Source organism: Pseudomonas sp. MYb60 (assembly GCF_002979555.1).
GTDB lineage: Bacteria > Pseudomonadota > Gammaproteobacteria > Pseudomonadales > Pseudomonadaceae > Aquipseudomonas.
The window spans coordinates 165,308-190,110 of the sequence record NZ_PCOZ01000008.1; the positions used below are offsets into that span (position 1 = coordinate 165,308).

The window sequence follows — 24,803 nt, forward strand, 5'->3', positions numbered from 1 at the left end:
GAAACAGGGCCACTGTGGGAGATTGCCCTCTCCCACAGCGGCTCATCACTGGCGTGAAGATGGGCGTTACAGCACCTTATCCAGGGTGATCGGAAACGCCCGCACCCGCTTGCCGGTCGCGTGATACACCGCATTCGCCACCGCCGCCGCCACCCCGACAATGCCGATTTCACCCACGCCCTTGGACCCCAGCGCGTTGACGATCTCGTCGTGTTCCTCGACAAACACCACGTCGACCTCGCCAATGTCCGCATTCACCGGGATGTGATACTCGGCCAGGCTGTGGTTCATGAAGCGCCCCAGCTGATGGTCAGTCTGGGTTTCTTCATGCAGCGCCATGCCGATGCCCCACACCACACCGCCGAGGATCTGGCTGCGGGCCATTTTCGGATTGACCACACGCCCTGCTGCAATCGCGCTGACCACCCGGCTGACCTTGACGGTGCCCAGGTCTTCATCGACCCGAACCTCCACAAACACCGCCGAATGCGTGGCCGTGGCATAACCTTCGCGCTGCTTGTCCGGTTCACTGTCGACCTGCACCTCCAGCGCGTCTTTGCCAGCATCCTTGACCAACTGCGCCAGCGACACACTCACATCGCCGGTATGCAAATGGCCGTCGTCAAAGCGCACCGCCTCGGCGTCCTTGAACACTGGGTAAGTCTGGCGGGCGATGTCCAGCAACTGGGCATTCAAGGCCTCGCAGGCTTGCTGCACGGCGGTGCCGACGGAGGACACCGTGAATGAACCGCCCTGCAACGGCGCAGTGGGCAGTGATGAATCGCCCAGCAGAAACACCACGTCTTCGACCGCTACACCGCTGGCCTGCGCTGCAATTTGGGTCATCACCGTATAGGTGCCAGTGCCGATATCGGTGGTGGCGCTGCTGACGGTCAACTTGCCCTGCGCATCGATGCGCGCCTTGGCGCTGGCCTTCATTTGCATGGCTTCCCACACGCCGCCCGCCATGCCCCAGCCGATCAACTGCCGCCCGTCACGCATACTGCGCGGTTCCGGGTTGCGCTGGTGCCAGCCAAAACGCTCGGCGCCTTCGCTGTAGCATTCGCGCAAGGCCTTGCTGGACCAAGGTTTGTCCTCGTTCTGGTTGCGCTCGGCGTAGTTGATCAAGCGCAGTTGCACCGGGTCGATACCCAACGCGCACGCCAGTTCGTCCATCGCGCACTCCAGGCCGATTACCCCCAGAGCGGCGCCGGGCGCACGCATGTCCAGCGGGGTGAAGACATCCAGCGGCACCAGGTTGTAGGTCAATTGCACGTTGTCGCAGTGATAGAGCATGCCGCTCCACTCCACGACGTGCTCGCTGAAATCCTCGAAACGAGAGGTCTGGCCCGTCGCGGTATGACCGAGGGCGACCAGCCTGCCATCAGCCGCAGCGCCCAGCTGCAAGCGCTGCAAGGTGCGCGGGCGATAGCCGAAGGTAAACATCTGCTGGCGCGTGAGGGTGACACGCACTGAACGCTTGAGCGCCAGGGACGCCATCACGGCCAGCGGCAGTTGGTACTGCGGACGCAAGCCGGAGCCGAACGCGCCGCCGACGAACGCCGCGAAGATCCGCACCTGGCTTTTATCCAGGCCAAATACTGCCTGTACATAGGCCTGGCAGTTCTGCGGCCCCTGGGTCTTGTCATGGATGTGCAGGGTGCCATCGGGCTGGTACAGCACCGTGCTGGCATGGGGTTCCATGGGGTTGTGATGCTCGACGGGGGTGCTGTAGTGCACGTCCAGGCTCACGGCGGCGGTGCTCCAGTGAGCCTGGAAGTCACCGCGCGGCGCGGGCGGAGTCTGGGGCGATGCGTGCACCTGGTGCTGCTGGGCGATCAGGTCGGTGTCGAAGGCCTCGCTCGCGTACTCGATCTCCACCAGCGAACCGGCATGCCGCGCCAGCTCCAGGTTGTCGGCGATGACCAGGGCCAGCGGCTGGCCGCTGTACAGCACTCGGTCGTTGTACAGCGGTCGGAAGGGCGAGCCATCCGCGGCATCGGCATCAGCAAAGGCCTCGTCGTAACTGGCGATGTTCGGACGGTTGAGGTGGTCGATCACGCTGATCACGCCCGGCAGCGCCAAGGCTTTGGAGGCATCGATCCTGACGATTCGCCCCTTGGCGACCGTGCTGGAGACAACGCTGCCGTGAAGCAGGCCGGCCTCGGGAAACTCACCCGCATACCGCGCCTGACCGGTGACCTTGAGCAGGCCGTCAACTCGGTCCAGCGGCTTGCCGATAGCACTCATGATGGTTCTCCCGCGACAGCGGCGTCGCTCAGGGCACGGATGATTGCGCGGCGCGCCAGCTTGATCTTGAACCCGTTGTGCGCCAGCGGCTCGGCATTGAGCAACAGCGCGTCAGCCGCGGCGCTGAACGTCTCGCGGCTGACTGTCTGGCCGATCAGCAACGCTTCCACGGCGCGATCACGCCAGGGTTTGTGGGCCACGCCGCCCAGGGCCAGGCGCGCATCGATAATCTGGTCACCGTCCAGTTCCAATGCGGCGGCGACGGACACCAGCGCAAACGCGTAGGACGCACGGTCACGTACTTTCAGGTAGTTGCTGTGGCTGGCCAGATTATCGGCGGGCAGCTCGATGGCGGTGATCAGCTCGTCGTCGGCCAACAAGTTGTCACGCTGCGGCGTGTCGCCGGGCAGGCGGTGGAAGTCGGCAAACTCGATGACCCGCGCGCCGCCGCGGCCTTCGACATGCACACGCGCCGCCAGTGCCGCCAGCGCGACGCACATGTCCGACGGGTGAGTGGCCACGCACGCATCGCTGGCGCCCAGGATCGCGTGGATACGGTTCAGGCCGGTGCGCGCCGGGCAGCCGCTGCCAGGTTCACGCTTATTGCACGGCACGCCGGTGTCATAAAAGTAATAGCAGCGGGTACGTTGCAGCAGATTGCCGCCGGTACTGGCCATATTGCGCAGCTGCGGCGAGGCGCCCGCCAGGATCGCCTGGGACAGCAGCGGGTAACGCGCTTCGATCAGCGGGTGCCAGGCCAGGTCGGCATTGCTCACCAGGGCGCCGATGCGCACGCCGCCCGCGACGGTTTCTTCCACCTCGCGCAACGCAAGCCCGGTGATATCGATGAGGTGCTCGGGGCGGCTGATGTTTTCTTTCATCAGGTCAAGCAGGTTGGTGCCGCCGGCGATAAAACGCGAGGTGGCACTGCTCAGGTTCACCGCTTCGCGGACATCGGCAGGTTTGCTGTAGTGGAAAGGGTTCATCGCTCACCTCCCACGACATCTTCAATGGCGTCGCGAATATTGCTGTAGGCCCCGCAGCGGCACAGGTTGCCGCTCATCAGCTCCTGAATCTGCGCGCTGTCGTGGGCGCGGCCTTCATTGATCAGGCCCACGGCGGAGCAGATCTGGCCAGGGGTGCAGTAGCCACACTGGAAGGCGTCATGCTTGATGAACGCCTGTTGCATCGGGTGCAGCACATCGCCGCTCGCCAGACCTTCAATGGTGGTCAGCTCCGCGCCGTCGCACATCACCGCCAGGGTCAGGCAGGCGTTGACGCGCTTGCCATCGCGCAACACCGTGCAGGCGCCACATTGGCCATGGTCACAGCCTTTTTTGCTGCCGACCAGGTCAAGCTGCTCGCGCAGCAGATCAAGCAGGGTGCTCCAAGGCAACACATCCAGCTGACGTTCCTGGCCATTGAGGCGCAGGCGGATCGAATGGCTGACGAACGGCTGGGCCGTCGCGCCATGGGGAGTTGCGCTCATAAACACCTCACGGGTTGGTGTACGTCCGCGGCGTTCAGGAAAATCGCCGTCTCAGGGGTACGACTTCCCGGGGTTTTGAGCGTTCAAGATGATTGATCAGCGGATATTGAGCAGGGTCTTCAGGGTGTTCTGCGGGCCGTTGATCGACGAGTTGCTGTATTGAAACCAGCCGGAGGCTTCGACGTTCAGGTCGAACACATAGATGTAGCCCATCAGTGTGCCCGCGCCGTTGCACGCCTGACTGACGCTGCCGACCTGGCACACCGGTGTACGTTTACCGTTCAATTCGGCGCCGTCGAAGCGGCCAACGGGGTTGTTGCCCAGCCCGACTTCCATCACCGACACCTGGGTAGGTCCTCGGTGCGTGCACATCTGTGTGCTCTGCGCGCGCTCGGGGATGGTTTCGACGCAGCGCGCCGACTCGACCTTGAATACCCGGACCTCGCTCAACGCCGGTGCAGGCGCGCCCCACGCCGGTGCTGCGCCCAGCCACAGGCTGAGACAGGGGATCAGGGCTAGACTCCACGGGCGGGCGTTTTTCATGCTGCGGGCGACCTTTGTTTAAACGTCGGCGCAGTATGCCTCAAGGCCCCGGCTGCTGGTATGATGCGCCGCTTTTTCCGATCCTCTCTGAAACCAAAGGCGCTTGGCGCAGTTTGTGCTTTGACTTAGAGGTCAACAAATCACGACGCAAGAGCGCGTCACAGGGAGCAGGCATGCTGGAAAAGCTGTTTCAACTCAAGGCACACAACACCAACGTGCGCACCGAGATCCTCGCGGGCATCACGACATTCCTGGCCATGGCCTACATCCTGTTCGTGAACCCGAGCATTCTCGGCGAAACGGGCATGGACAAGGGCGCGGTGTTCGTCGCGACGTGCCTGGCAGCGGCCATCGGTTCGACCGTGATGGGCCTGATCGCCAACTACCCGATCGCGCTCGCGCCGGGCATGGGCCTCAACGCCTTCTTTACCTACACCGTGGTGCTGCACATGGGCCACACCTGGCAGGTGGCACTGGGCGCGGTATTCATTTCGGCAGTGCTGTTTTTCCTGCTGTCGATCTTCCGCATTCGTGAGTGGATCATCAACGCCATCCCCCTGCCCCTGCGCTCGGCGATTGCCGCCGGTATCGGCCTGTTCCTGGCGTTGATCGCGCTGCACAACGCCGGGATCGTGGTGAGCAACCCGGCGACCATGGTGGGCCTGGGCGACCTGACCAAACCGGCGCCGATCCTGGCGACCATCGGTTTCGCGCTGATCGTCGCGCTGGAAGCCCTGGCCGTTCGCGGCGCGGTGCTGATCGGCATTCTGGCAGTCACCATCGCCTCCATCGCCTTGAGCGTCACCCCGTTCGGCGGCGTGGTCTCGATGCCTCCGTCACTGGCCCCGACCTTCCTGCAGTTGGACATCAAGGGCGCACTGGACATCGGCCTGGTCAGCGTGATCTTCGCCTTCCTGTTCGTCGACCTGTTCGACAACTCCGGCACCCTGATCGGCGTCGCCAAGCGCGCCGGCCTGATGGGCAAGGATGGCCACATGCCGAAAATGGGCCGTGCGCTGATTGCCGACAGCACCGCCGCCATGGCCGGTTCCCTGCTGGGCACCTCGACCACCACCAGCTACATCGAATCGGCCGCAGGCGTGAGCGCCGGTGGCCGTACCGGCCTCACGGCCATCGTGGTCGCGATCCTGTTCCTGCTGGCCCTGTTCTTCTCGCCGCTGGCCGCCAGCGTACCCGCCTTCGCCACTGCGCCGGCGCTGCTGTTCGTGGCCGTGCTGATGACCCAGGGCCTGGCCGAAATCGACTGGGACGACATTACCGTTGCAGCGCCGGTGGTGGTCACCGCCCTGGCGATGCCTTTCACTTACTCCATCGCCAACGGCATCGCCTTCGGCTTCATCGCGTGGACCGCCATCAAGCTGCTTTCGGGCCGCTACCGTGAGCTGAACCCGGCGCTGGTGATCCTGTCGATCCTGTTCGTGATCAAGCTGGGCTGGTTCAACGCATGACTTTCGACGCCGCAAGCTACACCGCTCAACTGCAAGACAAGGTCACGCGCTTGCGTGACCTGCTCGCACCATTCGATGCACCGCAGCCACAGGTCTTCGATTCGCCGCTGCAGAACTTCCGCCTGCGGGCGGAGTTCCGCCTGTGGCGCGAAGGCGGTGAGCGCCACTACGCGATGTTCTCCCAGGACGACAAGCGCACGCCGATCCTGATCGAAGCGTTCCCCATCGCCAGCCTGCGCATCAACCAACTGATGCCCCAGCTCAAGGCCGCCTGGCAAGCCAGCGCTGCCCTGAGCCACAAGCTGTTCCAGGTGGAGTTCCTTACCACCCTGGCCGGCGATGCGATGATCACCCTGTGTTATCACCGCCCCCTGGACGAGCATTGGCACACCGCCGCCAACAAGCTGGCGGCTGACTTGAACGTGAGCATCATCGGCCGCTCCAAGGGCAAACGCGATGTGATCGGCCACGATTACGTGGTGGAAAAACTCGATGTCGGCGGACGCACCTTCAGCTACCGCCAACCCGAAGGCGCCTTCACCCAGCCCAACGGCACGGTGAACCAGAAGATGCTGAACTGGGCCTATGAAGCGCTGGGCGACCGCCCGGATGATCTGCTGGAGCTGTACTGCGGCAACGGCAACTTCACCCTGCCGCTGGCGACCCGCGTGCGCAACGTACTGGCCACCGAAATCAGCAAGACATCGGTGAATGCGGCGCTGAGCAACCTCGATGAAAACGCGGTGAACAATGTCACCCTGGTGCGCCTCTCTGCCGAAGAACTTACCGAAGCCCTCAACGACGTGCGCCCGTTCCGCCGCCTGCAAGGCATCGACCTGAAAAGCTACGAATTCGGCAGCGTCTTCGTCGACCCGCCTCGCGCCGGCATGGACCCGGACACCTGCGAGCTGACCCGCCGCTTCGACAACATCCTCTACATCTCCTGCAACCCGGAGACGCTGGCGGCGAACATTGCGCAATTGCACGACACGCACAAGATTACCCAGTGCGCGATGTTCGACCAGTTCCCGTGGACCCACCACATGGAATCCGGGGTGTTATTGACTCGGCGGTAAATCAACGTCCTCCGCAGGCTTCTTGCGTGGCCTCCCACCCTTCTTGCCATTGGCTCGGGCGGCGGCGGCCTTGGCGGCGCTGCTTTTGCGACCATTGCGCGAGGCCACCAGGCTGGTGGCCAGGTCCATCAGCGGTTTGCTGGTGGCGATCAGGCCCGTGACCGAAACATCCAGGTCCCGGGCCTCACAGCACAGTGCCTTGCCGCCAAAGCCGACTTCCAGTTGCTCAAAGTCCTTCAAGGAAAACCCCTCGAACTCGGGCAAGCCCGCCACCGGCAGTACAACGCGACTGCCGTCGCTGAAACCGATGGAAATGCAGTTGTCCTCGTAGCGCACAGAGCTGGCGCGCGCATACAGGTGCCGTGTCTTGCGCCCGCGGGCGATCGCCTTTTCGACGTCGGCTTCAGTGAGCGGTTTATAGGGGCCCGTTTTGGCTTTTACGATTTTCATAAATCAATCCCCACGAAGTCTGGTGCTCTCACCAGTGTCAAAATTGTCCGTTGCGCCACGACATCGTGCCGGGCGCTCGCGATAACATGGACTCCACGTCGAATAACCAACCCAGGCACCAATTCACCGGCCTCCCAATCCCAGGAATGATTCTCCAGGCAGACCGTTTGCAGGTATTCCCACCAGATCCTGCGAGCCCGCGCCAAGTAATGCCGCTGCATGATCGCCCCGCGTATTTCCTTCAATACCGCCATGGGCGGCTGCCTCCGCTCAGGCTCCACGTCCCACAGCTCAACTTCCCCATCCAGGAAACTGAAACGAAAACGCGCATCCCACTCCTTTCCCCTCACGTGCACGTGGGGCGGGCAGTGCTCATCCCTGATAAACACCGAAATCACATATCCCTTGTAAGCGCCTACTCTCATCGTAACCCATCCGTTAGGTTATTTTCCGCCAGGTAACAATTTTTCCGTGTCACCCGACAACCGGCTCCGTTTCCTCGAAGCTGTTTCACAGATTAGTAAGCATAAAAAACCCGGCGAATGCCGGGTTGTAACCGCTCATGCCGAGGGTTGGAAATACCCCGCCAAGGCCCGCAAGTCCTGTTCGTTCAGTAACCCCGCGTAATATTTCAGCTGAATCCTCGCCAGCAGGTAAGCATGCCGAGCACCTGCCAGGTCGCGGCGGGCGGTGAAGAGTTGTTGTTCGGCGTCGAGCACATCGAGGTTGACCCGCTCACCGCCCGTGACGCTCTTTTTGGTCGCATCCACCAGCGCCGTGGCAGCGCTCACGGCCATCTCATAGGCACGCACTTTCGCTGCACCGCTGGTGTTGAGGTTGAACTGCTTGCGCAACTCCACCAGGGTGGCGGAGGTGTGGGCATCCAGTTCATATTGGGCCTGAGACAGTTGGTTCGCCGCCTGGCGCGTGGACGCCGACACCGACCCTCCTGCAAACAGCGGCAGGCTGACCTGGATGCCGACGCTGTTGGTGTCGTACTTCTGGTTGTAGGTACTTTCGGATTCCGATTGGGTCTGGCGACTGCTGGCGTACAGGCTGACCTTGGGCAGATGCCCGGCGCGCTTGCGTTCCACTTCATAGGACGCCACGTCCAGGGCGTGGTGCTGGGACTTGAGCTCCGGGTTGTTGGCCATCGCCATTTCGCGCCAAGTATCGAAGCGGCTGGGCTCCAACGGCGCAATAGTGAACGCGCGGGTCAGCGGCGCCAGCGCTTCGATCTGCAGCGGCTGACCGACAATGGCTTCCAGTTCACGCAAGGCGCTGTCCTGGGCATCCAGCGCTTCGATTTCCTCGGCCTGGGCCAGGCTCAGGCGCGCCTGGGTTTCCAGCACATCGGTGCGTGTGCCCTCGCCGCCTTTGAGCAGCCGGTCATTGAGGTGCAGGCGCTCGACAAAAGCGCGTTTCTGCGCGCGGCTCAGTTCGATGCGCTCCTGGGCCAGCAACGCCTGGCTGTAGGCACTGAGTACACGCACCGCCAGTTCCTGGCTCTTGCCGCGAAAACGTTCATCGGCCATCAGTGCCTGGGCCGTGCCTTGGCGAAAGCGTGCGTAGGCTTCGTAATCCAGCAGCGGCTGCTGCAAGGTCAGGGTCGAGGCGTAACTGCGGTAGTCGCGATCAGTGCTGACATCGCCCGCCGTCACTTCGGATTCGTTGCGCGAATTGTTGTAGTTCCACGACAGCGTAGGCAGCAGCGCCGCGCGGCCGATCACGCGATTTTCCTCGCCAGCCTCGCGTTCCTGGATCGCTGCCTGAAAGGTCGGATCATTGCGCAGGGCCAGGTCGTAGGCGTCCAGCAAGCCCAGGGCTTGAGCCGTCGGGACGGTGCTCAACAACAGGGTCAGCAGCAGCGCCTTCATTCTTCCACCAGGGCCATGTGGGTACGATCCAGCAAGGGTTTGAACAGGTAGTTGAGCATCGAGCGCTCGCCAGTCTTGATGAAGGTTTCCACCGGCATGCCCGGGCGGATCTGTGCGCCGTCCAGTTGTTGCATGCCGGCCTCGCTGACCTGGGCACGCACGGTGTAATACGGCTCGTCGGTACGCTCATCGACCTGCCGGTCGGCGGACACCAGTGACACCTCACCGGCCACCCTCGGGGTGGTGGCCTGGTTGAACGCCGAGAAAATCAGCTCCACCGGCAGGCCTGGGTGCACCTTGTCGACCATCTGCACCGGCACCCGTGCTTCCACCAGCAGCGGCTCGCCTTGGGGCACGATGTCCATCAGCGCCTGGCCGGGTTTGATCACACCGCCTTCGGTGTACACCTCCAAGCCCACCACGACGCCGGACGCCGGCGCACGCACGAGGCTGTTGGCCAACTCGAACTCGGCCGAGGCCAGGCGATTACGCAGGTCATCGCTGCGAGTGCGGGTCTCGGCCAATTGGCCGCGCAGGTCTTTCTGGAAATCCTCGCCGAGCTGACGGATGCGCAGGCGCAGCTCCAGCACCTGGCGTTGCAACTGGCCGATGCGGCCGTAATCCTCGGCGATGCTGCCGTTGATCTGTGAATACAGGCGCTCACTGTCGAGCAGGCGATTGCGCGGGATGTAGCCGTCACGCGCCAGCTCCCGCAGGCCCTGCAATTGCTCGTTCAGGGCAGCGCGTTGCTGCAGCTTGCTGGCTTGGGAGTCGCGCGTGCCACGCACCTGCGCCTCCGCCCCGGCGATGGTTTCGCGCAGGCCCTGTTGCTCGGTGGCCAGGGACTGTGCACGGCTGGCGAACAGCTGCCGTTGCAGGTTCAGGGTGGCGGCCGCCTCCGGGTCGTCGAGCAGTTCGGACCCGAAAGTGATAGCCGACAGCCCTTCGCTTTCCGCACGCAAGCGCGCTTCGCTGGCGAGGGACGCGAGGTACTGGCTGCGCAGGGACTGCATCTGGCCCCGCAACGGCGTTTCCTTCAAGCGCAGCAGTATCTGACCGGCCTTGACCACCTCACCGTCCCGTACCTCGATCCGCTCGACAATGCCCCCGGCAGGGTGCTGCACGGTCTTGCGATGGCCCGAGACCATGACTTTGCCCGACACCGCCACGCCCTTGTCCAACGGCGCCAGCGCCGCCCAGCCGAGGAACCCGGCAAAGCCGCCGAGCACCAGCAGCCACCCCAGGCGCGAATATTTCTTGTCATCCAGCGCCAGCACGTTGTTGGGCGTGTCGCTGACCAGTACCGGTTTGCTCATGCCTGTTTTCCTTCACCGAGGCGGTAACTCATGCTCAGGGTCGACACGGGTTTGGCGGTGGCAGGCTTCTGCCGCGCCTCCAACACCCGCGCAGTGGGGCCGAAGGCTTGCAACTGGCCGTCCTTGAGGATCAGCAGTTGATCGGTCAGGCTCAGCACGTTGGCTTTGTGGGTGATCAGGATCACGGTCCGGCGCTGCTGCTTGAGCTGAGTGATGGCTTGGAGCAAGGCCTGCTCGCCCACTTCGTCGAGGTTGGAATTGGGCTCGTCAAGCACGATCAGCGCCGGCAGGCCGTAGAGTGCACGGGCCAGGGCGACGCGCTGCTTTTGCCCCCCGGACAAACCGGCACCGCCCTCGCCCAGCGGGGTGTCGTAGCCGTGGGGCAGTTGCAGGATCAAGTCATGTACACCGGCCATTTGTGCGGCCGCCAGGACCTTGTCAGCGTCCACCTCGGCAAACCGCGCGATATTTTCGGCGATGCTGCCGGCGAACATTTGAATGTCCTGGGGCAGGTAGCCGATGTGCGGACCCAGTTGGCGTTTGTCCCACTGGACCAAGTCGGCACCGTCCAGCCGCACCTTGCCGGTCAGCGGCGCCCAGGCACCCACCAGCACCCGGGCCAGGGTGGATTTACCGCAGCCCGACGGGCCGATCACCCCCAGCACGTCCCCCGCTGGCAGCGTAAATGCCAGGTTGGCCAGCGCGGGCCGGCGACTGCCGGGAGCGCAGGCGCTGACGTGCTCGATGCTTAATTGGCCCTTGGGCGCCGGCAGGCTCATGTGTGCCGCGCGGGCCGGGTTCGCGTCGAGCAATTGCGACAAACGCTCGTAAGCCAGGCGCGCCGAGCCCCACTGTTTCCACACGCCGATCAGTTGGTCGATGGGCGTCAGCACCCGGCCCATCAAGATCGAACCGGCAATCATCATCCCCGGGGTGATATCTCCCTGCACCGCCAGCAGGGCGCCGAGCCCCAGCACCAACGATTGCAAGGCCAGGCGAACGCCCTTGGACCAGGCGGTCACGGCGGCAGTCTTTTCGCTGGCCAGGTTTTGCTGGGCGAGGAACGCCTGGTGCTGGCCGAACCAGCGCGCACGCAGCGTGGCGAGCATGCCCATGGCCTCGATGGTGTCGGCATTGCGCAGGTGGCTGGTGGCCTGCTGGCTGGCGGCGATGGACAGCTGGCTGGCCAGCGCCATCGGCGCCTGGCTGACGCGGTGGTTGATCCACGCCAGCGCGATCAATATCACCGCGCCGCTCAACGCCAACAGACCCAGCCACGGGTGGAACAGAAAGATCACCAGCAGGTACACCGGAAACCACGGCGCATCGAAAAACGCGAATAACGCCTGGCCCGTTGCGAACTGGCGCAAGGTGGTCAAGTCATGCAGCGCCTGGCCGGCCGTCTGGGTGCCGCCCTTGAGTTGCGCTTCGAACGCGGCGTCGTAGACCCGCTGGTTCAAACGCATGTCCATTTGCGTGCCGAGGCGGATCACCACCTGGCTGCGCACCCACTCCAATGCGCCCATCAGGCCGAACAGGCCGAGGATCATCAGCGTCAGCATCAGCAGGGTCATCTGATTGCCCGACGCGAGCACTCGGTCGTACACCTGCAGCATGTAAAGCGCCGGGGCCAGCATCAGCAGGTTGATCACTGCCGAGAACAGGCCAATGTTGAAGAAGCCACTTTTATAGGCCGTGAGGGCGGCCAGGGTTTCGTTGCCGGCGTGGCGCATGCGGGGAATCTCGAAGGGTTGAGCGCGCAGCGTCGCCGCGTTGACAGGCGATACGACGCTGCGCAGAATTCGGCACCGCCGCCGCCCGAAGAATTAGAAGGCTTGGGCGACGGCGGTGTGACACGGCGAATGGGAGAGCGATCTTCCATTCGCTTTTTTCATGCAGCCAGGGTGTCAGGCAGCGATTGCCCAGTCCTGCGACACGTCTTGCACACCCACCAGTGCAACGTCGGTGGTGGCTGTGGACGCCGCGTGGCTGGCGACGGCAGCCGCGATGTCGTCGAAGGAGCTGTTGAGGTCTTCGCCGATTTCGCCCAGCAGTTCAGTGAGGACGGTCGCCAGCGCAGCGGTGTTGCCCTGCATCAGGCCGTAGATCACACCCTGAACTTCGTTACCGACGCGGCCGGCATCCGAAGCAGCGCTCAGGTCGAGGCCATTGAAGGCAACCTTGAAGTCGGTGAGGCTGAAGTCGCTGCCGCCACCGCCGCCCAGGCCAGTGCCCAGTTCAACGTTATCCAGCTCGCCCCACAGGAAGTGGTTCTTGTTGTCGCTGGCCGCCAGCAAAGGGTTGAACACATAGTGCAGGCCATTGCTGGTGTCACTGTCAGCGATGAATGCGTAGTCCGAACCGTTGGCGCCGTGGGTCGCGTACTGGTCGCCGCTGAGCGAGCCATTGCTGAATCCGCCGGTGTTGCTGGAGCCGTGGCCGGCGGTGGCAAAGCCAGTCGCCCAAGCGCTCAGGTACTGCGCGACAGAGAAAGAGCCCAGGCCAGAATCGTAGCTAACAGAAATAGTCATCACTAAACCTCGTTAAACAACGCTATTGATGAGCACGCACAGGTGGCGCACTTTTTTACCCACCCTTGGGTAAAACCGTTGATCGCGTACCGATGTACGTGGATCAGAATTTGTATTCCAACATCCCGCTCAATGTCCGGCCGCGGGCCAGGCTGAGGTTGTTGGCATCGCCCATGGCGACGAAATAGGCTTCGTCGGTGGCGTTTTCCAGCGCCAGCGCGATGTTCAACTGGTCGGTCACCCAGTAACTGGCGTACAAGTCATAGAGGGTGTATTGAGGCCAGAGCGCCTGGTCGATGAATTCATACCCCTGCTCGTTGAGGTTCTCGCCATTGCCCGCGCTGTAGCGCACTCGCACACCGGTATCCAGGCGCTTGTCGAGAAAGCGCGCGCCCAAGGTCAGCGAGCCACGGTCGGCCGGCATGTACGTGGCGTTGCCCATGATCCGGCCACAGCTTTCCTTGTTGTTGGCGACGTTATCGTCCAGCACTTCATAGCTCGTCACGAACCGAATCCCGGTGGTGCCGTCTGGCCGGGTAAAGGTCTCGATACGTGATGTGCTCGGCCCGTTTTTCTTGGCGCCGCCCAGGTAATAGTTCTTCGAACAGAACTCATTGCTACCGATCATGTGGGTGTAGCTGAGGTTGGCGTAAGCACGCCCCATGTCGTAGTTGAGCTGGTACTCCAGGCCGCGAAAACGCGTGGTGTTGAGGTTGTTGACGTAGGCCATGTTGCCCAGAAAGCCACCCGCGGTGGTTTCCGGCAGGCTGACGCTGGTGTTGAGGAACGAGAAGTTTTCAATCCTGGTATCAAAGTAAGCCACCTTCATACCCAGGCGGTCGCCACCGAACACCAGCCCTTCCTTGAACACATTCACACCCATTTCCCAGTCCTTGGACTCCTCAGGCTTGAGGTAAGGGTTGGGGAACACGCGCTCTGCCGAGTTGCCACCATGGGGGCGACCGGTCATGAACGTTTCGGTGACGGCCGGCGGGCGCCAGCCCTTGCCCCAGCGCGTGTACAGTTGCAGCCAGTCCACGCCGGGCTTGATGGCGATGCCGAAGGTAGGCGAAAACTTGCCTTCCTCACGGTCGATGTCGATCACCTCGGAGACGCGCTTGGCACCCACCAGGCTGCTGTAGAAACGATCACGCCGGTAGAGGGTCATGCCGGTTTCGCCTTCCAGGCGATAACGGTCGTATCGCAGGCCGCCATCCAGGGTCAGCCAGTCGCCGTATTCATATTGCACGTTGTTGAACAGGCTGGCGATGGTGCGCTTGCCGCCCGGCGTGCCACCTTCGGCATAGGGCAACAGGCCCAGGCTGTTGACGGCTTCGACCTTGTTGGTGCGTGGCTTGAACTCGTCCTGGTACATCTCCAGGCCATAGTTCCAACTCACATGCCCCCACTCGCCAAAATCAAAACGCGAGGTGTTGTCGCCCTGCAGGCCCCAGGTATCGGTCTGGAAGTGGTCGGTGTAGGTGCCGACGTAGTTGCCGCTGGTGAGCGATGCACCGTTCGGTGAGTTCTTGCGGTCCAGTTGGGTGGTGACGAAATACAGCTTGGCCTTGAAGTCGATCAGCGCGTTATCCGGCGTGTAGCTGTAGTCCAACGCAACGTTCTTGGCGTTGAGGTTGTTCTTGCTGACACGCTGGTAGTAGACGCTTTGTTCATCGCCGCTGGTATAGGCCCAGGCATCGTTGCTGTCGCTGTCGCTTTCCAGGTAGCTCAATTGCACACGCTGATCATCAGGCAGGTTGAGGCCCAGCTTGACGATCTGCGAGCGGGTGACGCTGCCCATGTCACCGACTTCGCTGTTCAACCAATCATCGAACGCGCCGGGCATGGACTTGCGGGCGCGCAGGTTGGTGCCCAATTTATGGTCATTGTGGGTACCGGCGCGGTAGTCGCCAAAATGCCGTTCGCTATAGCCCAGCAGCACGTCGCCACGCTCATCGCCAAAGACGAACACGCCGCTGCCATTGAAGTTGGTGCCGTTGCCCAACTCACCAATGCCGCTGCCGGCGCGCAGGCGCCCGCCGTATTGCTTGCCATCCTTGAGAAACTCACTGGCCTCCAGAGTCTTGAACGAGGCAATCCCGCCCAACACCGCCGCGCCGCCCTGCCCTGACTGGCTGCCCTTGTCGATCTGAATGCTGGAGATGAACTCCGGGTCGATCATCATGGTGCCGTTGCGCTGCTGGTGACCATTGACGTTGAAGTTCTGGCGCATGCCGTCGATGTTCATGTTGACGCGCCCATAGTCCTGCACACCGCGGATGTTTACCGAGAGCCCGGGGTCGCGCTGGTTGACGGCGGTGTAGACGCCAGCGGTCTCTTCAAGCATGTCGGCGGCGTGACGGGGCGGGCGTTTGTCGATCATGTCACGGCTGATCACCGCCACCGACTTTGGGGTCTGATACACCCAATCGCTGGCCTGTCCGTTGGTATTGCCCGTGATAGTGGTGGTGCCCACGGTCATCGCGCCGTCGTGTTCATCGCTGACACGGTTGAGCGTGACCTGGCGCTCGCTGGTGAAGCGGTATTCCACCGGCGCGGCACCGAGCAAGCGCCCCAGGCCTTCCTGCACACTGAAGCTGCCCTTGAGCGCGGTGCTGCTCAGGCCTTGCAGGCGCTGGCTGTCGAACAGCACTTGCAGGCCGGCCTGGTCGGCGAACGCCAGCACGGCGCTGCCCAGGGCTTGCGCAGGAATATCAAATGTCAGCACGGCGGGCTGGGCGGTACCGGCCTGGGGTTGTGCCGCATACACGGGAGCCGTGGCGGCGAACAGGCCCAGGTGGATGGCCAGGGCCAACCGGCTGCCGGTGATACGCCCCTTGGTGAGTGCTGACATGTCTCGTGCTTCCCTGCGCTGGTCGTTTTTGTTTATGCGAATGCTTCTCACCTAGCAAGACGCCCGACGCGCAGGAAGTCAGTAAGACTTTTTGAAAGTTTTTTCGGAAAAGGGTTTTTGCGGGTGGGAGAAGGCCTCCCACCGGCTCATCAATAGATCAGGCTGAGGCCCGCCAGGTCCAGGCGTTGCACCTGGAGTTCCTGAGTCAGCGTGCCGAGGGCGGTGTCGAGCATGTCGAGGCGGAATACGCCGCTGACCTCACGCTCGCCCAGCCCGGCATCGGTCAACACCACGCGCCCGGGACGATAGCGGTTGAGCTGCTCGATCACTTTGGCCAGAGGCTGGCGATCAAAGATCAACACGCCACGCCGCCAACTGGTGGCGCGGTCCACATCGAACTGATCCAGCGGCAACACGCCGTCGTGGGCACTGTAGCGCGCCGCCTGGCCTTCCTTGACCACCCTGTCGGCCGCACCTCTTTTCGGCGGTGCTTGCAGGGAAACGGCGACGCTATGCTCCAGCACGCCGACCCAGGCCTGGCTGTCGTCCTCGCGCTCCACCACAAACCGCGTACCCAGCGCCCGGGTCTGCCCGCCGGCGCTCTGCACCACGAACGGCCGGCTTTCCTGGCCCACCCTGGGCGCCACGTCAAACACCGCCGAGCCTTGCAGCAAGCTGATGCGCCGCTGCACGCCGTCGTACTCCACGCGGATGGCACTGGCGGAATCCAACTCCACCTTGCTGCCGTCGGCCAGTTCAACGGTACGAATTTCGCCCTTCGCCGTGACATAGTCAGCCTGCATGCGCAATAACGCCTGCGGCCCACGCACCCAGCCAATCCCCGCCACCACCACGACCAACGCCACCGCGGCCACGCGCTGCCACCGCCGTCTGCGCGCGGACCGGCGCACGGGCAACGAAGCCGCCACCGGGCGCTGGCGGTGCGCCGGCTCATCCCGGTGCACCTCGCCCAAGGCCGCCCAGGTCTGCTCGGCAAAGCGCAAAGCCCCTTCATGACGGCTGTCGCGGGCGATCCAATGCCGCAGCTCGGCCTGCTCCTGATCGCTCAGGGCACCGGCGTGCAGGCGCACCGCCCAGTCGGCGGCCGCCTCGGTAATGCTGTGCTGTTGCGGACCCTGGCTATTCACGTGTGAATCTCGAATTTTTCGTTATATAACGCTGTGACGTCTGACCTGGCGATTTTCGGTAATTCATTCGTCGCCGGGTTCCGCCTCGCCTTCCTGCAAGCGTTGCATCACATACGCCAGCGCCTTGGCCAGATGCTTTTGCACGGAACTGTCAGAAATGTCCAGGTGCCGGGCGACCTGGGCGTGGGTCATGCCTTCGATACGGTTCAAACGGAAAATCTGCTGGGTGCGTTCCGGCAATTCCGCCAGTGCCTGCTTCAATGCCTGTCGCTGTTGCTGCGCCATTGCCTGAGCCTCCAACCCGGCCACTTCATCTTCGATCTCGGCCAGCGCCTCATGGGGCACGGAGTCTGTCTTGCGCCGCGCTTCCTGGCGAATATGGTCGATCAGCAGATTGCTTGCCGTTCGATACAGATAGCCCTGGGAGTTGTCGATGCGTTCGCCGGCCGGTTTTTCCGCCAGGCGCAAGAAGCTCTCCTGCACCAGGTCTGCGGCCAACTGCGGGTCCCGTACCTTGCGGGCCAGATACCCGCGCAGGGTATCGGCGTGCTTGAGAAACAGGCCTTTGAGATCCACGTCCGACAAACCGACTCCCTGGAATGTGATGGAAACAGGCGGGCATCTTAAGCGTTGTCGAGAATGATTTTCAATTGATATCTAATCCGATCTCTTCTGGAGAAGCGTTCGGTAATCGAACGCATCTTCTTCCGCCCATTGACCAAATTAACCGTTCAGTACATTTTAGCCCCACAACTAACAAGAATTGCGGAGACCCTCCTATGCTGCCTATCGTGCTGGTGCTCAACGGCCCCAACCTCAACCTGCTCGGCACCCGTGAGCCCGCCACCTACGGTCACGAAACCCTGGCCGACGTCGCGGCCCTGTGCGGTCGCAGTGCCGAACAGCTGGGGCTGAAGATCGAATTTCGCCAGACCAACCACGAAGGTGAACTGCTGGACTGGATCCACGCCGCCCGCGCGCGCTGCGCCGGCATCGTGATCAACCCGGCGGCCTGGACCCATACCTCGGTGGCCATTCGCGACGCACTGGTGGCCAGTGAAGTGCCGGTGATCGAGGTGCATTTATCTAACGTGCATGCCCGCGAAGCATTCCGTCACCACTCGTTCGTGTCGCCCATCGCCAAGGCCGTGCTGGCCGGGTTTGGCAGCCATGGTTATCACCTTGCACTGGAACATTTCAGCCACCTGCTGAAAGGGACGGCCCGATGAAACCGCGCATCCTTGCCGGCCTGATCGGCGCCGGCATCCAGGCGTCCCGCACGCCGGCGCTGCATGAACAGGAAGGTGACGCCCAAGGCCTGCGCTACCTGTATCGACTGATCGACCTGGAGCCCTTGCACCTGGACGTCAACGCCCTGCCCGACCTGCTGCAGGCTGCGCAGCAGATGCACTTCACCGGGCTGAACATTACCTACCCGTGCAAGCAGGCCATCCTGCCGTTGCTGGATGAATTATCCGACGAGGCCCGGGGCATTGGTGCCGTCAATACCGTGGTGTTCAAGGACGGTAAACGTATCGGCCACAACACCGACTGCCTGGGTTTTGCCGAAGGGTTTCGGCGCAATCTCAATGATGTGGCTCGCCAGCGCGTCGTGCAGATGGGCGCGGGCGGCGCCGGGGCGGCAGTCGCCCATGCGCTGCTGGCCGAAGGTGTTGAACAGTTGTGTATTTTCGACGTAGACCCAAGCCGCGCCCGCGAGCTTGTGGATAACTTGGCGCAGCGCTTCGGCACCGGTCGTGCGCAGGTGGGCGGCGACCTGGAAAATGGCATGGCCGAGGCGGATGGCTTGGTGAACACCACGCCGATGGGCATGGCCAAGTTGCCGGGCACGCCCGTTCCACCCGCGTTGCTGCGCCCTCAATTGTGGGTGGCGGAAATCGTCTACTTCCCACTGGAAACCGAACTGCTGCGCAACGCCCGCGCCCTGGGTTGCCGTACCCTGGATGGCGGCAACATGGCGGTGTTTCAGGCGGTGAAGGCGTTTGAGCTGTTCAGTGGGGAAGTGCCGGATGCCAATAGGATGCTGGCGCATTTCCAAAGCATGAATACCTGACTAGGTTGGAATAAAAATCCAAATGTGGGAGCGGGCAAGCCACCTCCCACATTTTGAATGCATTCCAGCCTGAGACTTCAGGCCTGCAGGTAACGCATCACCGATTCACAAATCATGTCCCGATGCCGCTGTTTGACTACCTCATCCGACAGGTCGATCTGAAAAATCTCACTGAAGGTATGGCGGTTGGACACCCGGTAAAAGCTGAACGAGTTGATCAGCAGGTGCACGTCCAAGGGCTCCAGCCCTTCCCGGAACTGGCCCAGTTCAGCACCACGGCGCAGGGTTTCCCCCAGCCCTTCAAGGATCTTGCTGTTCATGGCCTTGATGGTTTCAGTGCGCTTCACGTATTCGGCATTGTGAATATTTTCGATGCTGACAATGCGCACGAAGTCCACGTTCTGGTCGTGGTGATCAAAGGTGAATTCCACCAGCCGGCGGATCGCTTCACGCGGTTCCAGGGCGGTGAGGTTCATCCGGGTTTCGGTGTTGCGGATGTCACCGTAGAGCTTTTCCAGCACCTCGACGTACAGCTGTTCCTTGCTGCCGAAGTAGTAATAGATCATGCGCTTGGAGGTGTGGATACGCTCGGCGATCGCATCCACGCGCGCGCCGGACAGGCCCTGCTGGACAAACTCGACCACGGCTTCCTGGAGGATGTTTTCGCGGGTCTTTTCCGGATTGTTCTTACGACTCTTGCGGGGTGCCTCGGAGGTCATGGTGCGCTCACGGCCAGTGTTGTGCAGGCGCTGATTATGGGCCGCGATGCTTCCCGAAGGAAGCACCCCGGCCACGCTTATAACCGTGCCTGGCGCACCGCACCGCTGCGGGACTTGGCCATCGCCGCCAACCGCACTGCCACGTTGGCCGCGCCGTAGCCGGCATAGCCATTCTTGCGCTGGATGATCTCGAAGAAGAACCGCCCTTCGAACGGCTCGGTGTACACGTGAAACAGCTCGCCGCCCTGGGCATCACGGTCGTACAGCACGTTGTAATACGCGAGCTCGCTGAGGAATTCGTCGTCGAAATCGAAGCGTGCCGCCAGGTCGTCGTAATAGTTGAGCGGGATATCCAGCAGCGGCACGCCGGCCTCTTTGGCGCGACGCACCTCGGCGAAAATGTCCGCGCAGTCGAAGGCAATGTGGTGCACGCCCGAGCCGCGATAGCTCGACAGCGCGTGGGAAATCGCGGTGTTGCGGTTCTCGGAAATGTTCAGCGGCAGGCGGATCGAGCTGCAGCGGCTGCGCAACGCGCGGCTTTTCACCAGGCCGTAAGGGTCGGGCAAGACCACTTCGTCATCGGCTTCGAAGTCCAGCAAGCTCTTGTAGAACAGCACCCAACTGTCGAGGCTGTCGGCAGGCAAGGCCATCGCCATGTGATCGATGCGCAGCAGGCCGCCGCTGGAAGCAGACCCCGGTTGCAGGTTGAAATCAGTGTCGTACAGCGTGCCTTCGCTAGGGTCCACCAGGTAAATCAGGCTGCCGTCCGGCGCACGCACGGCCGCCAGCTCCAGCTCGTTCGGCCCGACCAGGCCGCGATACGGCTGGCCCTTGTAGGCCACCGCCCGCTCCAGGGCCTTGGCGCTGTCCTTCACCCGAATAGCCGTGGCACACAGCGACGGCCCGTGGGCTTCGAAGAAGTTGTGTGCGAAGGAATAGGGTTCGCAATTGAGGATCAGGTTGATGTCGCCCTGGCGCAACAGGCTCACGCTCTTGGAGCGGTGCTGGCCGGCCTTGACGAACCCCAGGCGTTCCAGCCAGAGGGTCAGCTTGGCGCCGAGGCTTTCGTCCACGGCGAACTCGAGGAACTCGATGCCGTCGTATTCGCTGGCGGCCGGTGTATCGAACAGGATCTCCACCGGTTGCGCCGGTGCTTGCTGTTGCAGGCGCTCGCGGGTTTTCTCCTCCAGGTACAGCAACGAGCGCAAACCGTCCGCCGCATTCGCGCGGGTCGGTGCGGCGCGGAAACCATCGTTGAAAATCTCCAGGGACAATGGCCCGGTGTAGCCACTCTGGATGATCGGCGCGAGGAACCCCGCCAGGTCGAACTCGCCCTGGCCGGGGAAGCAGCGGAAATGCCGACTCCACTCCAGCACGTCCATGGCCAGGATCGGCGCGTCGGCCATTTGCACAAAGAAGATCTTGTCGCCGGGGATCTGCGCGATGCCGCTCGGGTCGCCTTTGAGGGACAGGGTGTGGAAGCTGTCGAGCAACACGCCGAGGGCCGGGTGGTCGACCTGGCGAACCAGGTTCCACACCTGCTGCCAGGTGTTCACGTGCTTGCCCCAGGCCAGCGCTTCATAGCCGATGCGCAGGCCACGGCGGCCGGCGTGCTCGGCCAGCAGGCTGAGGTCATCGAGCAGGATGCGCTCGTCACCGACCGAGTCGGCCGCTGCGTTGCTGCACACCAATACGAGGTCGGTGCCCAGCTCCTGCATCAGGTCGAACTTGCGTTCGGCGCGCTCCAGGTTGCGCGCCAGGCGATCGCGGCGGCAGCCTTCAAAGTCGCGAAACGGCTGGAACAAGGTGATGGCGATGCCGAGGTCGGCGCACATCTGCCTGACTTCCCGGGGGCTGCCGTCGTAATACAACAGGTCGTTTTCGAAGATCTCTACGCCATCAAACCCGGCGGCCGCAATGGCTTCGAGTTTTTCCGGCAGGGTGCCGCTCAAGGAAACGGTGGCAATGGAACGTTGCATGGGGCGACTCCCGGCAATTATTGTTTGCACCAAATTATTCGCCGCCCGCCTACACACAGCAATTAAAATGTACGAAGCAGTTAGTTTTTGGTGCGATTATCGAACACTATGCCCGTTTACCGAATTGACGATTTTTTAGCCACTGCGCACCATCGATTCCGTAACAGACCCAGAACACACCATAAAAATTTCAAAAAACGGGTACGACCTCATGCCTCTGCAAAACTCCGCCCTGGCCACGCCCCCCGGCACCCCGCACGCCGGCATCGGCGACAAGATCCGTGGTGCCCTGGCCGTGGGCAAAACCCGCTGGGGCATGCTGGCCCTGGTGTTTTTCGCCACCACCCTGAACTACATCGACCGCGCCGCCCTGGGCGTGATGCAACCGATCCTGGCCAAGGAAATGAGCTGGACGGCGATGGACTACGCCAACATCAACTTCTGGTTCCAGGTGGGTTACGCCATCGGTTTTGTGCTGCAAGGCCGCTTGATCGACCGCGTGGGCGTGAAGCGCGTGTTCTTCTGCGCCGTCCTGCTGTGGAGCCTGGCCACCGGCGCCCACGGCCTGGCCACCTCGGCAATGGGCTTTATGGTCTGCCGCTTTATCCTCGGGCTCACCGAAGCCGCCAACTACCCCGCTTGCGTCAAGACCACGCGGTTGTGGTTCCCCGCCGGTGAACGCGCGGTCGCCACCGGTATCTTCAACGCTGGCACCAACGTCGGCGCGATGATGACGCCAATGCTGTTGCCGTTGATCCTGCACGTCTGGGGCTGGCAAGCGGCGTTCCTGTGCATGGCGGCGCTGGGTTTGATCTGGCTGGTGTTCTGGGGTTTGAAGTATTACAACCCGGAAGATCACCCTACCGTCAAACAATCCGAATTGGACTACGTGCAACAGGAAGTCGAACCGGAACAACCGCGCGTACCGTTCAGCCGCATCCTGCGCATGCGCGGCACTTGGGCCTTCGCCCTCGCCTACTCGATGACCGCGCCGGTGTTCTGGTTTTACCTGTATTGGCTGCCGCCGTTCCTGAACCAGCAATACAACCTGGGCATCAACGTGACGCAGATGGGTATCCCGCTGATCATCATCTACCTGACGGCCGACTTCGGCAGCGTGGGGGGCGGGATCCTGTCGTCGTTCCTGATCGGCCGTGGCATGAACTCGATCAAGGCGCGGTTGCTGTCGATGCTGTTGTTCGCCTGCTGCATCGTCGGCGTGGTCATGGCGGCCGGTTCCAGCCAGCTGTGGGTCGCGGTGTTTGCCATCTCCCTGGCGATTGGCGCACACCAGGCCTGGACCGCCAACATCTGGAGCCTGGTGATGGACTACACACCCAAGCACATGATGAGCACGGTGTTCGGCTTCGGCGGCATGTGCGCAGCCATCGGTGGCATGTTCATGACCCAGATCGTCGGCCACATCCTCACCGTGACCAACAACAACTACACCGTGCTGTTCACCCTGATCCCGGCGATGTACTTCATTGCGCTGACCTGGATGTACTTCATGGCCCCGCGCAAGATTCCTACCGTAGAGGTCTGAGCTAGCGGCGCCGCTGCTGCCAGGCAGCGGCCAGCCCGCTCATGCAGATCACCCCGATGCCGACCGCCGTGGTCACGTCGGGGGTGTGGTTGAACACCAGCCAGCCCAACAGCCCCGCAAACACGATCTGGCAATAGCCAAACGGCGCCAGCAAGGCCGGCGCCGCGAAGCGGAACGCCTGGGTCAGCAGCAGGTGCGCAGTCATCCCACATGTGCCCAGCGCCAACATCAGCACGCCGTGCCACAGCGTCGGGACCTGCCAGAAGAACGGCACCATCGCGCTCATCACCAGGGTATTGCACAGGCCCGCGAAGAAGTTGCTGGTGGTGGGTGTGTCGTATTGACTGAGGATGCGCGTGAGCAGTTGGTAGAAGCAGAAGAACAGCGCCGAGCACAGCGGCAGCAGCACCGCCGGGGTGAACAGTTCGCCGCCGGGATGGATGATGATCAGCACGCCGACGAACCCGCAGATCACCGCCAGCCATTGGCCACGTGTGACGTGCTCGCCCAGCAATGGCACCGACAGTGCCGTCACCAGGATCGGCGCGAGGAAGTTCACCGCCGTGGCTTCCGCCAGCGGGATGTAATGCAGCGCCGCCGTAAAGAACAGACTCGTGCCCAACAGGCACAAGGCCCGCACCACCTGCATGCCCGGGCGCTTGCTGCGCAGTACGCGCAAGCCCGACTGCGGCAGGAAAATCCCGGCCATCAACAAGGTGTGTACCAGGTAGCGCGCCCACACCACCATCACGATCGGGTAGAAGCCGGCCAGGTATTTGGACAGGGCGTCGTGGCTGGAAAACAGGAACGTCGCCACGACAATCAGCAGTATGCCTTTGAAGGGATGGTTGACGCCGGAGAGGGGGGTGCTGACGGTCATTGAGTTCTCTTGCTGGGCGGGCTGAACGAGAAGGTATTCAACCGGGTAATCTAGCAGCCGGGCCTGCGTCTGCCCTCAAAGCATAACCAAACACCGTGCGAACAGCGCACTAAATCACGGGAACCCGGTCAAACCTCCCACGTTTGAACCGCCAACCAAGGCCTGCCGCTATGAAGAAAATACTGTTTATCCTGTCCGCCGTTGCCCTGCTCACTGCCTGCAACCAGGAAGCCAAGGACACTCCCAAGCCAGCGCCCGCCTCCGTGCAAGCGACCCTGGTACCCGAAACACCGCCCACCGACCAGTGGGTCGGCAAGTGGATTGGGGTCGAGGGCCTGAACCTGACCATCGCCAAGGACGACGCCGTGGGCCGTGGGCATTACATCCTCACCATGCAATACGGCCTCGACGCCGACGACTCGGGCACCTTCAAAGGTGAGGCGGCCGAAGACGGCATCGCCTTCAACCGCCCGGACGGCCCGCAATTGCTGCGCGCCGGTGACGGTGCGGCCACGGGGTTGAAATGGCTGGCGGACAAAACCGACTGCCTGATTGTTGCGACTGGCGAAGGCTATTGCCGTAAATAACGACCATAATCAACC

At 62.5% G+C, this 24,803-nt stretch carries 22 protein-coding genes; 6 read left to right on the plus strand and 16 right to left on the minus strand.

What is annotated here, in order from left to right; all coding sequences use genetic code 11:
* Nucleotides 1-66 precede the first annotated feature (66 nt).
* The 4 genes from CQ041_RS15795 to CQ041_RS15810 form a co-directional block, all read right to left on the minus strand.
* Entirely contained in the window at nt 67-2,250 is a 2,184-nt protein-coding gene (locus tag CQ041_RS15795) for a xanthine dehydrogenase family protein molybdopterin-binding subunit (RefSeq protein ID WP_105523365.1), read from the minus strand.
* A complete protein-coding gene (locus CQ041_RS15800) occupies nt 2,247-3,236 on the minus strand; it encodes a xanthine dehydrogenase family protein subunit M (RefSeq protein ID WP_105523366.1) in 990 nt (329 codons plus the stop codon). The genes CQ041_RS15795 and CQ041_RS15800 overlap by 4 nt, the downstream gene beginning before the upstream one ends.
* The gene (locus tag CQ041_RS15805; RefSeq protein WP_105523367.1) at nt 3,233-3,739 is read right to left on the minus strand and encodes a (2Fe-2S)-binding protein; all 507 of its coding nucleotides are present in this window, start codon (nt 3,737-3,739) and stop codon (nt 3,233-3,235) included. Before CQ041_RS15805 ends, CQ041_RS15800 begins: the two co-directional genes overlap by 4 nt.
* Before the next feature lie 96 nt (nt 3,740-3,835).
* The gene (locus tag CQ041_RS15810; protein ID WP_105523368.1) at nt 3,836-4,282 is read right to left on the minus strand and encodes a DUF4879 domain-containing protein; all 447 of its coding nucleotides are present in this window, start codon (nt 4,280-4,282) and stop codon (nt 3,836-3,838) included.
* Between the two features lie 173 nt (nt 4,283-4,455).
* Between CQ041_RS15810 and CQ041_RS15815 the strand changes: the two genes are divergently transcribed.
* Both CQ041_RS15815 and trmA read left to right on the plus strand, forming a co-directional pair.
* Nucleotides 4,456-5,751, plus strand: a complete 1,296-nt coding sequence (locus tag CQ041_RS15815) for an NCS2 family permease (protein ID WP_105523369.1) — start codon at nt 4,456-4,458, stop codon at nt 5,749-5,751.
* Entirely contained in the window at nt 5,748-6,827 is a 1,080-nt protein-coding gene (gene trmA / locus CQ041_RS15820) for a tRNA (uridine(54)-C5)-methyltransferase TrmA (RefSeq protein WP_105523370.1), read from the plus strand. Before CQ041_RS15815 ends, trmA begins: the two co-directional genes overlap by 4 nt.
* On the opposite strand, the gene CQ041_RS15825 is transcribed toward trmA, so the two are convergent.
* From CQ041_RS15825 to CQ041_RS15865, 9 genes are all read right to left on the minus strand, one after another.
* Nucleotides 6,810-7,277, minus strand: a complete 468-nt coding sequence (locus tag CQ041_RS15825) for a DUF2442 domain-containing protein (RefSeq protein ID WP_105523371.1) — start codon at nt 7,275-7,277, stop codon at nt 6,810-6,812. The genes trmA and CQ041_RS15825 overlap by 18 nt on opposite strands.
* A complete protein-coding gene (locus CQ041_RS15830) occupies nt 7,274-7,702 on the minus strand; it encodes a DUF4160 domain-containing protein (RefSeq protein ID WP_105523372.1) in 429 nt (142 codons plus the stop codon). Before CQ041_RS15830 ends, CQ041_RS15825 begins: the two co-directional genes overlap by 4 nt.
* 135 nt (nt 7,703-7,837) lie before the next feature.
* Nucleotides 7,838-9,154 (minus strand): TolC family outer membrane protein, encoded by a 1,317-nt coding sequence (locus CQ041_RS15835; RefSeq protein ID WP_105523373.1) that lies wholly within the window; start codon nt 9,152-9,154, stop codon nt 7,838-7,840.
* Nucleotides 9,151-10,470 carry an HlyD family type I secretion periplasmic adaptor subunit gene (locus CQ041_RS15840; RefSeq protein ID WP_105523374.1) on the minus strand — a complete coding sequence of 440 codons (1,320 nt, stop codon included), beginning with the start codon at nt 10,468-10,470 and terminating at the stop codon, nt 9,151-9,153. Before CQ041_RS15840 ends, CQ041_RS15835 begins: the two co-directional genes overlap by 4 nt.
* Nucleotides 10,467-12,203 (minus strand): type I secretion system permease/ATPase, encoded by a 1,737-nt coding sequence (locus CQ041_RS15845; RefSeq protein WP_105523375.1) that lies wholly within the window; start codon nt 12,201-12,203, stop codon nt 10,467-10,469. Before CQ041_RS15845 ends, CQ041_RS15840 begins: the two co-directional genes overlap by 4 nt.
* 174 nt (nt 12,204-12,377) lie before the next feature.
* A complete protein-coding gene (locus CQ041_RS15850; protein WP_105523376.1) occupies nt 12,378-13,001 on the minus strand; it encodes a heme acquisition protein HasA in 624 nt (207 codons plus the stop codon).
* A gap of 103 nt (nt 13,002-13,104) precedes the next feature.
* Nucleotides 13,105-15,855, minus strand: a complete 2,751-nt coding sequence (locus tag CQ041_RS15855; RefSeq protein ID WP_105523377.1) for a TonB-dependent receptor — start codon at nt 15,853-15,855, stop codon at nt 13,105-13,107.
* A gap of 149 nt (nt 15,856-16,004) precedes the next feature.
* On the minus strand, nt 16,005-17,003 hold the full coding sequence (locus tag CQ041_RS15860) for a FecR family protein (RefSeq protein WP_105523378.1): 999 nt from the start codon (nt 17,001-17,003) through the stop codon (nt 16,005-16,007).
* A 63-nt stretch (nt 17,004-17,066) separates the two neighbouring features.
* Nucleotides 17,067-17,588 carry an RNA polymerase sigma factor gene (locus tag CQ041_RS15865; protein ID WP_105523379.1) on the minus strand — a complete coding sequence of 174 codons (522 nt, stop codon included), beginning with the start codon at nt 17,586-17,588 and terminating at the stop codon, nt 17,067-17,069.
* 194 nt (nt 17,589-17,782) lie between these two features.
* On the opposite strand from CQ041_RS15865, the gene aroQ reads away from it, so the two are divergent.
* Together aroQ and CQ041_RS15875 are read left to right on the plus strand one after the other, a co-directional pair.
* Entirely contained in the window at nt 17,783-18,232 is a 450-nt protein-coding gene (aroQ, locus tag CQ041_RS15870) for a type II 3-dehydroquinate dehydratase (protein ID WP_105523380.1), read from the plus strand.
* Nucleotides 18,229-19,077, plus strand: a complete 849-nt coding sequence (locus tag CQ041_RS15875) for a shikimate dehydrogenase (RefSeq protein ID WP_105523381.1) — start codon at nt 18,229-18,231, stop codon at nt 19,075-19,077. The genes aroQ and CQ041_RS15875 overlap by 4 nt, the downstream gene beginning before the upstream one ends.
* Nucleotides 19,078-19,154: 77 nt before the next feature.
* On the opposite strand, the gene CQ041_RS15880 is transcribed toward CQ041_RS15875, so the two are convergent.
* Both CQ041_RS15880 and quiC read right to left on the minus strand, forming a co-directional pair.
* Nucleotides 19,155-19,796, minus strand: a complete 642-nt coding sequence (locus CQ041_RS15880) for a TetR/AcrR family transcriptional regulator (RefSeq protein ID WP_105523506.1) — start codon at nt 19,794-19,796, stop codon at nt 19,155-19,157.
* Between the two features lie 77 nt (nt 19,797-19,873).
* Complete coding sequence (quiC, locus tag CQ041_RS15885; protein ID WP_105523382.1) at nt 19,874-21,775, minus strand: 3-dehydroshikimate dehydratase QuiC; 1,902 nt, start codon at nt 21,773-21,775, stop codon at nt 19,874-19,876.
* 211 nt (nt 21,776-21,986) lie between these two features.
* Between quiC and CQ041_RS15890 the strand changes: the two genes are divergently transcribed.
* Nucleotides 21,987-23,321: an MFS transporter gene (locus CQ041_RS15890; RefSeq protein ID WP_105523383.1), complete on the plus strand. Its 1,335-nt coding sequence runs from the start codon at nt 21,987-21,989 to the stop codon at nt 23,319-23,321.
* Nucleotide 23,322: 1 nt separating this feature from the next.
* On the opposite strand, the gene CQ041_RS15895 is transcribed toward CQ041_RS15890, so the two are convergent.
* Nucleotides 23,323-24,201: a DMT family transporter gene (locus CQ041_RS15895; RefSeq protein ID WP_105523384.1), complete on the minus strand. Its 879-nt coding sequence runs from the start codon at nt 24,199-24,201 to the stop codon at nt 23,323-23,325.
* A gap of 170 nt (nt 24,202-24,371) precedes the next feature.
* On the opposite strand from CQ041_RS15895, the gene CQ041_RS15900 reads away from it, so the two are divergent.
* A complete protein-coding gene (locus CQ041_RS15900) occupies nt 24,372-24,788 on the plus strand; it encodes a membrane lipoprotein lipid attachment site-containing protein (RefSeq protein WP_105523385.1) in 417 nt (138 codons plus the stop codon).
* The last annotated feature ends 15 nt before the right edge of the window (nt 24,789-24,803 follow it).